Origin of the sequence: Enterococcus infantis (assembly GCF_049166715.1) — a bacterium.
GTDB classification, from domain to species: Bacteria; Bacillota; Bacilli; order Lactobacillales; family Enterococcaceae; genus Enterococcus_C; species Enterococcus_C leclercqii.
The window spans coordinates 148956-162941 of record NZ_JBMHFB010000005.1 but is presented as its reverse complement, the minus strand read 5'-3'; the positions used below and the strand labels follow the sequence as shown (position 1 = coordinate 162941).

Genomic DNA, 13986 nt, shown 5'->3' with positions numbered 1-13986 from the left:
TATCAGGTGAAAGCCCCCGCCTTTCGTCTCACAGATTTCTCGTGTTATACTTGACAGGAACAATGTTTTTTCAGCCAACGCTAGGAGGTGTCCCATGGAAAAACCACTTGCTTACCGCATGCGGCCACGAACGCTTGATGAAGTTGTGGGGCAGCAGCATTTAGTCGGACCCGGCAAAATTATCCGACGCATGGTAGAAGCGAAGATGCTCTCCTCCATGATTTTATACGGACCGCCGGGAACCGGAAAGACCAGTATAGCCTCTGCCATTGCCGGTTCGACCAAATATGCCTTTCGCATGTTAAATGCCGCTACTGATACAAAAAAAGACCTGCAAATTGTCGCTGAAGAAGCGAAAATGAGCGGGACTGTCATTTTACTATTGGATGAAGTTCACCGTTTAGACAAGACAAAACAAGATTTTTTATTGCCTCACTTGGAATCTGGTCGAATTGTCATGATTGGCGCCACTACTGAAAATCCCTATATCACGATTAATCCCGCAATCCGCAGTCGCGCTCAGATTTTTGAAGTCAAGCCACTGACAGAAGCTGATATTTTGGTGGCGGTGGATCAAGCACTTTACGACAAAGAACGCGGTCTGGGAAACTCCCCTGTCGAAATTACTGAAGAAGCGCGATTGCATCTTTCCCGCGCTACCAATGGTGATCTTCGCAGCGCTCTGAACGGTTTGGAGTTGGCCGTCCGTTCCACACCGCCAGCTGAAGACGGCGTGATTCATTTGACGTTATCAATCATCGAAGAGTGCGTGCAGCGCAAAGCATTGACACATGACAAAGACGGCGATGCCCATTACGATGTGATCTCCGCTTTTCAAAAATCAATTCGTGGCAGTGACGTTAACGCAGCCCTCCATTACCTTGGCCGTTTGGTGGAAGCCGGTGATTTAGCCATCATTTGTCGCCGACTGATGGTGATTGGTTATGAAGATGTGGGGTTGGCCAACCCTGCTGCGGCTGCCCGGACAGTGAACGCAGTGCTGGCGGCAGAACGTTTAGGACTACCAGAAGCCCGAATTCCTTTGGCAGACTGCGTTGTTGATTTGTGTCTATCGCCAAAATCCAACTCTGCTTATGTGGCACTGGACACTGCAATTGCTGATATCCGTGCCGGAAAATCTGGGGATGTGCCGGATCATTTGCGAGACAGCCATTACAAAGGCGCCAAGGACTTGGGTCGCGGCATTGGTTACCAGTATCCTCACGATTTTGAAAATGCCTGGGTAGACCAGCAATACTTGCCTGACAAATTGAAGGATGCGGTCTATTATCAGCCGAAAAGCACCGGCAAATATGAGCAAGCCCTCGCTCAGCAGTACCAGCGTCTCAAAGAGTGGCACAAACAAAATCACAAAGATTAAATTAGAGTTGCCAGTGCCGGATAACCAATCTACAAAAGTAGTTTGCTACGCTCTTTAAACTTGCCTTCTACCAATAGCAATTGCTCCCTCACCTTTAAGAATGCGCTTTCTAAAACTAGGAGCTTTCTTATTGCACACAACTGGTGGACGTGCTACTATGTAAGTGGGAATTCTGTGATGTACGAGTTGTCTTTTCTGTGTGTTGACCGAACATCTTTATTGATACCTCGGGATCCGTCTTGTGTGCAGGCTGCTAGCATGCCTTATCATTTGGTAGCTTTAAGTCTTCACCGTGGAACCCACCTGCTGATCATTGCGGGATCAATACTATAAGACGAAGAACGGCATCGACGGATACTACCCATTCTGTTTAGAATGCGGCCTTTCACATTTGTGAGAGGCTTTTTTTGTGCCCTTTGTTATAAGCTTATCTGAGAAGTCCAGATTTTACCGCGTTTAGGATAACTTATTGGCTAAGTTTTGGTACAATGAGGTCAGATAAGGGCAGCTAGTTGGTCAGCTGCCGACAATTCGGAGGAAAATCATGATCACTATTTTTATCTGTCTCTTTGCTCTGCTACTAGCTGTATTGGGTTTTGTCTTGTTGTTAAAGCCGCAAATTTTTCTGCCATTGATTGGTGACTCCCAGGAGCATCGCAGCTTTTTGCGACAATTCGGGAGTATCTATTTAATCGTCGCAGTCGCGGGTATTCCCGTAGCCATTTGGTCTCAAAGACTGGTCTCGTTTGGTTACCTGTTCGTCGCATTGATCCTGACGTTGGTGTTTAGTATCAGCTTTTCCAGCAAAATGAATCCCTCTGACAAGTAAATCCTTTTGTATTTCACAGCAAGTGGTCTACAATGAACTTGTAAAGGAACTGCTGTCTTACACTTAGTTTTAAGTAGACAACAGCAAGCACAAGATAAAAAGGAGTGATCTATATGCTGCAACAATATAAAACGATCATGGTAGCCGTCGACGGTTCCAGTGAAGCAGAACTGGCTTTCAAAAAAGCTGTCAACGTCGCGAAACGAAATCAAGGGAAACTAATCATTGCCCACGTTATCGACACTCGGGCCTTTCAGACGGTTTCTTCATTTGACGGAATGTTGGCAGAACAAGCCACTGAGATGGCCAAACAAACGTTAGATGACTACTTGAAATACGCTAAAGAGCAAGACTGCACCGAGATTACGACTGTCATCGAGTATGGCGCACCTAAGCCTCTCATCGCAAAACAATTACCACAAGAACACGATGTCGATTTAATCATGTTGGGAGCTACCGGTCTAAATGCGGTGGAACGCCTCTTTATCGGTTCGGTTTCTGAATACGTCATCCGTAACGCTGCCTGTGATGTTCTAGTCGTCCGGACTGATCTGGAAAACAAAATTGTCGACAATAAAAAAGAAAAAAAATAACTTTTGCAGCTTTTTAAGCTGAAAAAACGCGGGTGCTGAAGCAACTTTTTGGCATCCGTTTTTTTGACATAAACAGGCTTCACCACAATCGCTGGGTTTCGCAGTTGTGGTGAAGCCTGTTTTTAGATTTAGTTTAAGACTGCATCAATGGCTGTCAATTCTTCCGATGCAAATGCCAGATTATCCAAGGCCTTCAGATTATCTTCCAATTGACTAACACGCGATGCCCCAATCAAGACACTGGAAACTTCTGGCAGCCGTAAATTCCAAGCCAAAGCCATTTCTGCCAATGTTTGGCCGCGACCTTCTGCAATCTCGTTTAGGCGGCGGACTTTATCCAATGTATCCACTACCCGCTCTTCAGAAAGAAACGGACTATCAGAGCGATGTGCCCGCGAATCAGCTGGAATGCCATCCAAATAACGATCTGTCAGTAAGCCTTGCGCCAGCGGGCTAAAGACGATAGCACCCAATCCTTCTTGAGCCAAGACATCTGTCAGCCCATCTTCAATACTGCGATTGAACATGTTGTATTGCGGCTGATGAATGATAAATGGCGTGCCCCATGCTTTAAAGAGCTTGCTGATTGCAGCTGTCTGCTCCAGTGAATAATTGGAGACCCCGACATACAACGCTTTTCCCTGCCGTACCAAAAGATCAAGCCCGTGGGCAGTTTCTTCCAATGGCGTATCCGGATCTGGACGGTGATGATAGAAGATATCCACATAATCAAGCCCCATCCGCTTCAAGCTCTGGTCACAGCTGGCAATCAGATTTTTCTTTGAACCCCATTCACCATATGGTCCCGGCCACATGTAATAGCCTGCCTTCGACGAGATGATGATTTCATCCCGATAGCCCCCCAGATCATCTTTTAGAATCCGACCAAAATTCGTTTCTGCCGAACCTGCTGGCGGTCCGTAGTTGTTCGCCAAATCAAAATGGGTGATGCCGTTATCAAAAGCCGTGAAGATCACTTCTTTTTGCGTAGTCATCTTGTCCACATCGCCAAAATTGTGCCACAATCCCAGAGAAACTGCGGGCAGTTTCAATCCGGAATGACCGACTCGATTGTACTGCATCTTGTCATAACGATCTTTTTTTGCCAAATACATCTGTTTTTCCTCCTGTTCTGTAAAACAAAGCAGCTTTTCCTTTACTCACTATAACACTTCAAGTAAACTTGAAGTAAAGCGGTTTCCGCAAAAAAAGCAAAAAAAGATTGGAGAGTGGTTCGATGACTACCACAGCTACAAATACCTACACAATCCGCGAGGTCAGCCAAAAATTTCATCTACCGGCCTCAACATTGCGCTACTACGAAGAAGTCGGTCTGTTAAAAAATGTTCGGCGCAATGGCAAGCACCGCCTGTATGAAGAGCAGCATTTAGGTCGGTTAGGGGCCATTCAGTGCTTCAAACAAACGGGCATGACCATCAGCCAGATTCAGGAATTCTTCTATCACGAAGACGAGACCCATGATTTTAATGCATTGGTAACTCTTCTTGGTGACCAATGCAACGTCATTGAAGAGCAGCTAGAGCTTTTGTTGTCCAACCAGAAACATATTCACAGCAAACTGGCTTTTTATCAAGCAAAAAAAATAGCGGCAGAGCACAACCAACCTGCGCCACAGTGGGACGAGTTTGCCTAATTTTCTTTGGAAAATGGTTGAAAAACTTCTATTCTCCAGGAACCTGATATAAATTTTTATTGAAAGGAAGCGAATTATGCACTACGAAAGTCTGATGTTTAGCAAATCACAATTTGAGTATTACCGGGTTTTCGAAGAGCTGAGCAAGTTGCCAAAACGTCCTTATCCGCTTCGAAACTTAGCTTCTCTAACCGATAACTCCTCATCAAAACTCAAATACATTCTGGAACGGATTGCAGAAGTCATCGAGAAAATCGACCCTCAACAAGCTAACTTATTTCTACAGTCAAAAACTCTTCAATTGGATAAAGTGACTATCAGCTTGACACAATTCCGCCTTACTTTGTTACGGAATTATTCGATTCCCTTTCAATTTCTTATCTGGTTATTAAAAGAAGCACAACCGGATTTGAATGACTTTTTAGCTGCCCACTACATTAGCCAATCCACGCTTACTCGTAACGTCCGGAATTTACAAAAATACTTAAAAATCTATGGTATTCACTTGAGTGTAACGAACGCTTCTCTAGAATCAAAAGACGAGCTGTTGCTACGACAATCGTTGTTTTATCTTTTCTGGATGGGAACCAAGGGCGAAACCAAACTCTTTGAACCTTACGATATTGATGAGTCGTTATTGCCAAAATTACTTCAGCAAATCCCAGCTGAACACCATTACATCAGCGAGAAGCTTTATCGATTGAAATTAATTATTCAATACTTCCGCTTGCGCCAGCAGCATTATACCCAAGAGAATCTTCGGGTGGGCCAATTGTTTCGTGATAACCCACTTTTTGACTTGACGTTATGTAAAGATAATCCGTTAATTCCGCCAAACTATGTTCGATCTGAAACTGGCGGCTTAGTCGCTAACTCCCTGATCAGCCCTAACTTTACTGATCCTGATTCAGTCTTGATTCGTTCTCGTAAAGAAATTTTGACTGAAAAAATCCCTCGACTATTGTCCTTGGGAGATGATTTTTTGACGTATTTTGAAACCCACTATTTTCATCAACGAATCGAGGAAAAGCAGCGGACTCTTCTGCAGCTGAACATTGCACAAGCCGGTGCAGGTATCTGGCTTTTTCGCGGGACTTTTCCAAATCTTCACTATTTTTTGATTCAAGAAGAAGAAGTAAATGAAGCAAACCTGCTGTATGAGCAACAGGTTCTCACCTTCTTCAGAGGGGAACAGGCGCAACAATACGAAGAATACCGAGATTATTATTCCACAATGCGAAAAAGCTTTGGTCACATTTTACGGCCTTACTATGTGAAGCACATGGAATGGACAAAGCTGAAAGTTGGAATTGTCGCTGAGCCCAACAGCATCATTCACGACAAGATTTTACTGGTTCTGAATTCCATCTATTTTGTAGATGGTGAAAACTTTCGTCCTGCGGAATCCGCCAAATACGACTTAGTAGTGGCCTCCACTGCCAGCTTCAAAACAGACTATCCTGATATCCCCTGCTTTGTCTGGAATATCGCAGCCAAAGATGAGGATTTGCCTTATATCTTCTATTGGCTGCGGGATTTTTTCTATCAAAAAACTGGGAAACTTCGCTTTATCTGAGTGTCGGCAACTTCTTTACTATAAAGGTTTCCAAATAAAAGACATGTGTTGAAGAAACCGATGAAATGATTTGTCCTATCGGCGACCTCTGTTATAATAGAGCTGTTTTCTAAAATCGGCTCTCCTATTGTAACGTTGAGCCAATGATGGAGGTCATCATGCCAAAAATTCCTAAAAATACTCCGCCTGGTGTCGTGGCAGCAGCTTTTCTGGCAACAACCGTCACCGCCATGCTTTTAGCGTTGCTAGGAGCGGCTGTCTTGAATCTACTTGGTGCCCATTATAGCTCTAAACTCAGTCTGATTGGATTTATGTTGGCAGTAATCCTGATGGGCCTGCCTTTGTCACCCATCGCCACTTTTTTTGAAAAGCGCCTCGTCACTACCCACGTTCCCGGTGGCAGACTGATCTACTTGCTGTTTGATACCGGCTCCACATTACTTTTAATGTTGTTTGCCGATGCTGTAATGGATTCTGTCTTTATTCCTCTTGGAGCGGCTGCGACAACGGCTCTGCTTTTTTCAGCGTTGGAACTTTTACTCACTCGTAACAAAAATACAACTGATACACCCCGTCAGCGCTAAATGTGCTGCCTTCCATTCAGTCGAGCTACTTACTCTAGCTAACCCGCTACAAAAATTCATTTTTTAGCCTTTAGCGAGCTTTAACAATTATACGAACTTTAACGAAGGTTGGTGTTGTCATGGAAAAATTTGATTTGACGATTCTCGAAATTCTTTTCCGACTGTTATTGGCAATTCTAATGGGTGGTGCAATTGGTTATGAACGGGAATACAAAAGCCGACCAGCCGGAATGAAGACCCATATTTTGGTTTGTGTTGGTGCCGCAGTCATCGCCTTGATTCAACAAGAAATTGCTTGGCGCTCCATCGAATTTTCCATTAACAATCCCAAATTAGTCGGCGTGGTCCGTAGTGATGAGGCTCGTCTAATTGCTCAGGTTGTCAGCGGAATCGGTTTTCTCGGAGCCGGAACTATTGTCATGAATAAGCAGTCCGTTTCTGGATTGACAACAGCTGCTTCCGTCTGGACAATGGCCGGCTTAGGTATCGCTTGCGGAATGGGCTACTATCAGATTGCCATTGTCGGATTTCTAGCTGTCTTAGGTGCGCTGACTTTTGTCACTTATGTTGTTCCCGCTCCCCGTACCAGGCGCTTGTTGATGGAAATGGAACATTGGGATTCCTCGCGCCCATTTACCACTAAACTACTCCGAGACAAAGGGATTACCATCGACAACATGGATTTTGAAGTGAAGCGATTGCCAGATGATACGTTTCGTACTTATTCTGTCATCTACACGATCACAATTCCTCGAGATGTCGACGAGCATGAATTGATGCTCCGCTTATCAGAAAATCCCGATATCCTGAAAGTGCAAATCTTAAATTGAATTTACTTGAGCCCAAGCGACTGCTTATATCCAACCGGCAGACAGTTGCTTGGGCTTTTTTTGCACTTGTATAAATAAGTGGTAGTGTTGTGAAAAAATATTTTTCCAATGATACCAACTAAACACCAGCAGTTTACAATTTAAGGATAAGGCTAGTCAGCATTTAGGATTTTCAATAATGAAAAAACAAGCAGCTTCCACTATTTCTTAATGGAAGTTACTTGTCTTTTGCTTGTGTCTCACGTTTGGTATCCTTCGCTTTGAAGGGATAACACGACGATTGTTACGTTCTTTTACATCAAGCTTTGATAGATAGCGATAATCTCTTCTACTGTGGTATCTCGTGGATTGCCTGGTGTGCAAACATCACGGAAGGCATCTTCTGCAATGGCCGGAAGATCTTCAGCTTTAACTCCGAGTTCAGAGATTGTCTCTGGGATGCCCACATCTTTGGAAAGCTGATTAATCGCTCCACAAGCCTCTTCACGGATAGCTTCGATAGTTTTAGTTTCCGCACCTGCTACGCCCAATGCCTTGGCGATTTCCCGATACTTTTCGCCAGTAAAATCTTTGTTGTATGTCATCACAGCGGGCAACAGGGAGGCACAAGCCACGCCATGGGGAATATTGTACCAAGCCGACAGCGGATGAGCCATCCCATGTACCAAACCCAACCCCACATTAGAAAAGCCCATACCAGCAATATATTGTCCCAATGCCATTTCTTCACGACCCTTGGCATCTCCTGCCACTGAATCCCGTAAGCTGCGACCAATAATTTCAATAGCTTTCAAGTGAAGCATGTCACTCATCTCCCATGCGCCTTTGGTAATCAACCCTTCGATGGCATGGGTCATAGCGTCCATTCCCGTTGCTGCACACAACGCTTTTGGCATGCCCATCATCAGGTCACTGTCGACAAAAGCGGCCACTGGAATATCGTGGACATCCACACAAACAAATTTTCGCTGCTTTTCCTTATCCGTGATTACATAGTTAATGGTCACTTCTGCTGCCGTTCCAGAAGTGGTAGGCACTGCCAAGATTGGTAAAGAGGGATTCTGGGTTGCCGCCACACCTTCCAAGCTAACTACATCAGAAAACTCCGGATTGGCAACAATAATCCCAATTGCTTTGGCGGTATCAATTGGTGAACCACCACCAATTGCGATGATGGCATCAGCACCGCAATTTTTAACAAAAGTAACACCTTCTTGAACATTTTCAATGATTGGATTGGGCATGATACCATCAAACACTTCATACTCGATACCAACTTGATCCAGCAAACCAGTCACTTTATCAGCGACTCCGAATTGGATTAGATCCTTGTCAGTGATGACTGCTGCTTTTTTGAAACCCCGTGCGATAAACTCGGTTGGGATTGCTTCGATAGCTCCTTTTCCGTGATATGATGTTTCATTTAAGATCATACGATTTGCCATTTGTATTTCCTCCTGAAAATAAGCAACAGATGTAGCTAGTGGCTGCCTCTGTCAGATATCATTAAGTCATTTATTTGTGATTTCTATCACAAAAATAATTATAACAGCCTCGCCAGCAGTTGAAAGCGCTACAAAAACATATTTTCTGTTTTTTAATTGTTTTCAAATAAAAAAAACCACTGCTGTTTCCAGCAGTAGTTTCGTCATTTTCGAATAAACCGTTTCATTGAAAAATTTGGAGTACTGCCAATCTGGCTCATGGCATAAGATTCCAATAGATTGACTTTACGCCGGTATTCATTGGCAGAAAAGGTTGTAATTTCCTCCCTGCTTTCAAACTCATCGATGACTTTGCGCTCCAGATAATAGCCCCGCAAAACCTCCTTCGTGAAGGCGGGATCTTGTCGGATCATCACAGCCGCCATGAAATCATTGCGCTTTAGACTACCCATCATGGTCTTTCGCTGCTGCAAAAAATAAGTAATGATTTTTTCATCATAAACACCTTCCAGACTGGCCAAACTCTGTTGAATCAGCTGCGTATTGCGGCGATACACCGTCTGAAGCTGTTCCAAATCTACTGGAGCAGGGCCTTGTTGGTCTTCATGACGTCTTTGCCAAAAAAGCTTAGGATGCAAAATTACCCGCAAAATGCGCCGTACTACCAATAACCAAAAGCTAAGAAAGGACAAGATTTGGCGCCCGAAAGAATGCTGGAAATTGGCAATGAAACGAGAATAAAAACGATAGCTGTTGACATCAATCAACTGGCGGCGGAAGCTTTCATCCAACCCATCTCGTTCAATGGACAAGATCAAAGCCTGAATTTCCTGAACTTCTTGCCGCTCACTGTCAGTCATGGCTTCTGTATAGGTCTCCCAGATTCGACTGGCATAACTTTGCCGCACAGCTTTTAACGCAATCGTCTCATTTTCTGTCAGATTTCCCGCAGCCTCGTCTTGTTGCAGCTCTTTTAAAACTTCTTCCAATACCGCGATCCCTTTTTCGTCTACCGGTGCTTCTGCTTCTCCATCTGCAATCAGTGGCATGACTACCAGACTGATCACCAGACTCAACAAGATGACACCGGCTGTCAAAAACAACAAGACACTCCGCTGGTGAAAGGCGGCTCCGTGTAAAGCAGTCGGCAAAATGAAGATTGTGGCCAAGCTGACAGTTCCTTTGACACCACCGAAAGTCAGCAGCAAGATTTCCTGTTTGGATTTTCGCTGCCCATCCTTCACTAAAAAGACATTTAACAGGAGTAAAAATAACAAACGGATGACAAACAATAACAACGTGACTAGTAAAATTACTAGCAGCAATCGCTCATTGGCGTAGATGTCACTTTCCCAAATTGGTGAAAACACCTGAGAAATCTCGATTCCTAGGAAAATAAATACCAGCCCGTTCAATGTGAAGACAACCGTGTTCCAGACCGCTTGTGACACATTGGCCAGCTCGGCCTGAAATAAAGTCACCTTCTGACGCCCACCTGCCTGCATTACACCGGCGGTAACTGCTGCAATAATTCCCGAAACTCCAACAAGCTCTGAAAAGACATACGCAACAAAGGGCAACAGCAGCTCGATCAAAAGATACGAAGTGACTTCCTGTGCCTGTGCCTGCTCGATTACTCGAATCACCCGTCGTTTCAGCCAGACCACTAACCCTCCCACCAATACTCCACCGAGACTGGCGGCCAGCAGTTGCCAAGAAGCCTGCCAAATAGAAAAGCTGCCGGTAATCAATGCAGCCACAGCAAATTGAAAGGCTGTAACGCCGGAAGCATCATTCAGTAGCCCCTCACCTTCCAAAATCCGCATCACCCGCGGCGGCATCTTTAAAGGCTTAGCGATTGAAGATACCGCTACTGCATCCGTTGGGCCTAACGCTGCCCCGAATGCCATGCAAGCTGCCAAAGGGATTGTGGGCATCAACACATTCAACAATCCACCCACAGCCAATAATGTCAAAATCACGCCACCGAAAGCCAGCGACAAGATTGTGCCGAAATTTTTGAAAATCGTGGCCAAATCGGCATGTTCTCCTTCTCGAAATAGCAGCGGGGCAATAATCAACACCAAAAAAATCTCCGGCTGAAAGTTTAGGCTGCGCCCCCATTGAGATAACCCTACCAAAATCCCCAAAAAAATCTGTACAAAAAAAATCGGGATGTTCGGCAAGATTTTTGCCAGAACATTTGAAAAGGTGATAGCCACGGTAATTACGATAACCAGTTCAACTAACTCCATAGGCTATCACTCCTTTTTATCCGCATCCCGCAGCAACTTGAAAAACGCTTCTTTGCGGGCCAGGATTTTTTCTTCTAATTCTGCTAATTGCACCGGGTCTTCTTCTAATTGCGCCCTTCTGCTTTCCAAGCGTAGCAGTTCATGTTTGATTCTTTCCAATTTACGAAAAGCAAAAATATTTCGCCGCTTGATCTTACTCAGTACTTGGCGACGTTCCTCCACTGTCAAGCTCCCGTATTTTTCCCGGATTAGCCGCATTTTTTCTTCAAAATTTTTGCTCATGGTTGTTACTCCTTCTCTATCTATTTGTCTATTTATCCAAATGAGCGTCAGCACCAGTTTTTTGGCCGAACAACGAAAGTGCTCTTCAAAAAAGCTCCGACCGTTTTTCCTGCGGTCAGAGCTTTTGACAATTGGCGATTCTGGCCATATCAGCGAATCACCAACACATTGCAAGGTGCATGATTCACTACGTAAGAAGTTGTGGATCCCACCAGCGACTGGGTGATAGCACCCTTTCCGGTAGCTCCAATAATAATCAAATCACTGGCATTGTCGGCGGCATATTTCACGATGATCTGCTTGGGATTGCCGACTTCAACAAATGGCGTAACATCTTCTACCCCTTTTTGGGCAGCATCATGGATTTTTTTCAAGAGCTCCGTCTCGGCATGCTCTTTTTCTTGGGCGAACAATTTTGAAAACGAATAGGCACTAGTAGTTAACTCGGCATCATTGATGATGGAAATCAGTGTCAGACGGCCGTTGTTGGCAGCAGCGATATTGACAGCCTCTGTGAACGCTTTGTCTGCCAAGCGGGAGCCGTCCAAAGCCACCAGAATGTTTTGATAAGTCTCGTTCATGAAAATCCCTCCTCGTCTCTGTCCGGTAAATCACTTTCAGGTGTCACAACCTGTCTGTTCACATCCAAAAATGCACTTGCTGCGACTCTCTTTTTCTATCTTAAGCATAACATAAAAAGACCCGTTAGCCGTAGCCGGAGCTTCGACTGGACAGGTCTGGTTTTGCCCTCGTCACATCTCATTGATGAGACCGTATTTTTTACGATAGCTGCGAGGAGCTATCCGAAATTGTTTTTGGAACAGACGGCTGAAATACTTTTCGTCTTCAATTCCTACTCGTTCGGCGACTTCTCGAATACTGTAATTGGATGTTAAAAGCAGCTGCCGCCCCCGCTCCAACCGCAGCGTGTGCAGATACTGGGTTACGGTCTGGCCGACTTCCCTGGAGAAGAGATTGGAAAGGTAGGCCTTATTGTAGCCGAAATAATTTGCCAGCTCCCCCACTGTGATCTTGCGTTGGTAGTTGCGCTGCAGGTACTCCTTCACATAGTCGATGAGAAAATGCTTCTCCCCCTGCCGCTCCTGAAAGGATAGCAGGTATTTTTCTTTGACGCTCAGTAAAAGCGTCGCCGTATACGCATCCAATAACTGGTGGGTAGGAAACTCCATCTCCTTGACCGTCTGAAGCTGCTGCAGCAACAGCAGTTCGTTGTCCAAGATCAGATTTTTTTCATAAAGAGGCAGCTGCCAGCGCTCCGGCTCGTTGAAACGGGGTGCACTCTGCACCGATGCCTGCTCCATTCCCAGCATCTCAAAATGGAGCCAGTAAAAGCCGACATTTCCGTGGGCTCGACTGCCATAAAAATGCGTGTTCGGCGGAATCAGCAGCAGTTCTCCTGCAGCCAGGATCACCTCGTTTCCGGCAATATTGAAGTAGACTTTCCCTTCAATACCGATCATCAGTTCATAGTCGAGGTTGGTCCGTTCATCATGCTTCCAAGGCTCCTTCGAATGAAGATAGCCGCACCAGTGAAAATGAATTTCTACAGGTCTTCCGATCAAAATTTTTTCCAACAGGCTGGCTCCCTTCTACTCGAATTCAGCGCGGACAGCTGTGCCCCTGTACTTACTCCTTGTTATTATACGTGGTTTTCCGTCAGTCTGACAACCGATCCAAGTAGGACTGCGGGATCGGCAAGTCACGATAATAAGTTTTACGGTCCCGCTCATCGAATTTACGAATGACCCGACAAGGATTCCCGGCTGCCAGTACACCGGCTGGAACATCTTTGGTGACCACCGAACCGGCACCGATAACTGTGTCATCGCCGATGGTCACTCCCGGCAGGATCGAAACATTGGCGCCGACCCAGACGTTGTTGCCAATGACCACCGGTTGTCCAAATTCACCATCGGTCATTTTACGCAGCTGCGGATCCAACGCATGACCAGCTGTATAGATCCCGACATTGGGCGCCAGCAGCACATCGTCGCCGATCGTGATTGGACAAACATCCAACAGTGTCAGATTATTGTTGGCAAAAAAATTCTCGCCGATGGTCACATTGAAACCGTAGTCCACATGAAACGGCAGCTCGATAAAATACTTTTCACCGACGCGCTTGAACATTTCTTTGATCAGCCGGCTGCGGGTCGCCATATCCCGGGGATGGCAGCGATTATACTCATACAATAAATCCCGTGTGGCAAAACGCACTTCCAAAAGCTCCGGTGTTTGATGGTACATTTCACCGGCAATCATCTTTTCCAATTCCGATTTTATTAGGGATCATTCCTTTCTCAAGTTGCCTGCATTTTTTTATTTTTCGTCAGTACTCATTAGTGATTCGGCTCGCTTGCCAAATCAGCGATTAGCTCGGTTCAACATCAGCTCTGTCTGCTTCCAGCAGTCAATCGCTGTGTTTCGTACGAAGGAGACCACCTTTCCTCCGGTCGGCTGCTACTGTTCAACATCAGCTCTGTCTGCTTCCAGCAGTCAATCGCTGTGTTTCACAGCAAAGAAGCTGTGAGTGTGG

General features: G+C 45.3%; 14 protein-coding genes and 1 other RNA gene. 8 read left to right on the top strand and 7 right to left on the bottom strand.

Annotation, left to right across the window (positions count from 1 at the left end):
- The first annotated feature begins 94 nt into the window (after positions 1–94).
- The 4 genes from ACOMA8_RS07445 (at position 95) to ACOMA8_RS07430 (ending at position 2803) form a co-directional block, all read left to right on the top strand.
- Positions 95–1381: a replication-associated recombination protein A gene (locus tag ACOMA8_RS07445; protein ID WP_161899026.1), complete on the top strand. Its 1287-nt coding sequence runs from the start codon at positions 95–97 to the stop codon at positions 1379–1381.
- A gap of 166 nt (positions 1382–1547) precedes the next feature.
- A non-coding RNA gene (gene ssrS, locus ACOMA8_RS07440) (6S RNA) lies at positions 1548–1742 on the top strand.
- 183 nt (positions 1743–1925) lie between these two features.
- On the top strand, positions 1926–2210 hold the full coding sequence (locus ACOMA8_RS07435; RefSeq protein WP_421369725.1) for a hypothetical protein: 285 nt from the start codon (positions 1926–1928) through the stop codon (positions 2208–2210).
- Between the two features lie 113 nt (positions 2211–2323).
- Positions 2324–2803, top strand: a complete 480-nt coding sequence (locus ACOMA8_RS07430; protein WP_161899028.1) for a universal stress protein — start codon at positions 2324–2326, stop codon at positions 2801–2803.
- Positions 2804–2931: 128 nt separating this feature from the next.
- Here the strand turns inward: ACOMA8_RS07430 and ACOMA8_RS07425 are convergent, their stop codons facing one another.
- Entirely contained in the window at positions 2932–3918 is a 987-nt protein-coding gene (locus ACOMA8_RS07425; RefSeq protein ID WP_421369723.1) for an aldo/keto reductase, read from the bottom strand.
- Positions 3919–4040: 122 nt separating this feature from the next.
- Here ACOMA8_RS07425 and ACOMA8_RS07420 point away from each other — a divergent pair, with 122 nt between their 5' ends.
- From ACOMA8_RS07420 to ACOMA8_RS07405, 4 genes are all read left to right on the top strand, one after another.
- Positions 4041–4457: a MerR family transcriptional regulator gene (locus ACOMA8_RS07420; RefSeq protein WP_421369721.1), complete on the top strand. Its 417-nt coding sequence runs from the start codon at positions 4041–4043 to the stop codon at positions 4455–4457.
- Between the two features lie 76 nt (positions 4458–4533).
- Positions 4534–6033, top strand: coding sequence for a helix-turn-helix domain-containing protein (locus ACOMA8_RS07415; protein WP_421369719.1), 1500 nt, complete (start codon positions 4534–4536; stop codon positions 6031–6033).
- 158 nt (positions 6034–6191) lie between these two features.
- Positions 6192–6617: a YrvL family regulatory protein gene (locus tag ACOMA8_RS07410; RefSeq protein WP_421369717.1), complete on the top strand. Its 426-nt coding sequence runs from the start codon at positions 6192–6194 to the stop codon at positions 6615–6617.
- 119 nt (positions 6618–6736) lie between these two features.
- Positions 6737–7447 (top strand): MgtC/SapB family protein, encoded by a 711-nt coding sequence (locus tag ACOMA8_RS07405; RefSeq protein WP_161899033.1) that lies wholly within the window; start codon positions 6737–6739, stop codon positions 7445–7447.
- Between the two features lie 293 nt (positions 7448–7740).
- On the opposite strand, the gene fucO is transcribed toward ACOMA8_RS07405, so the two are convergent.
- The 6 genes from fucO to ACOMA8_RS07375 all read right to left on the bottom strand — a co-directional run bounded on the left by fucO (position 7741) and on the right by ACOMA8_RS07375 (position 13712).
- Positions 7741–8892 (bottom strand): lactaldehyde reductase, encoded by a 1152-nt coding sequence (fucO, locus tag ACOMA8_RS07400; protein ID WP_421369714.1) that lies wholly within the window; start codon positions 8890–8892, stop codon positions 7741–7743.
- 203 nt (positions 8893–9095) lie between these two features.
- Positions 9096–11147 (bottom strand): cation:proton antiporter, encoded by a 2052-nt coding sequence (locus ACOMA8_RS07395; protein ID WP_421369712.1) that lies wholly within the window; start codon positions 11145–11147, stop codon positions 9096–9098.
- Positions 11148–11153: 6 nt separating this feature from the next.
- Positions 11154–11429: an AAA family ATPase gene (locus tag ACOMA8_RS07390; protein ID WP_161899036.1), complete on the bottom strand. Its 276-nt coding sequence runs from the start codon at positions 11427–11429 to the stop codon at positions 11154–11156.
- 149 nt (positions 11430–11578) lie between these two features.
- Positions 11579–12010: a universal stress protein gene (locus ACOMA8_RS07385; protein WP_161899037.1), complete on the bottom strand. Its 432-nt coding sequence runs from the start codon at positions 12008–12010 to the stop codon at positions 11579–11581.
- 171 nt (positions 12011–12181) lie between these two features.
- Positions 12182–13024: a helix-turn-helix transcriptional regulator gene (locus ACOMA8_RS07380; protein ID WP_421369709.1), complete on the bottom strand. Its 843-nt coding sequence runs from the start codon at positions 13022–13024 to the stop codon at positions 12182–12184.
- Positions 13025–13106: 82 nt separating this feature from the next.
- Positions 13107–13712: a sugar O-acetyltransferase gene (locus ACOMA8_RS07375; RefSeq protein ID WP_421369707.1), complete on the bottom strand. Its 606-nt coding sequence runs from the start codon at positions 13710–13712 to the stop codon at positions 13107–13109.
- Positions 13713–13986: the final 274 nt, after the last annotated feature.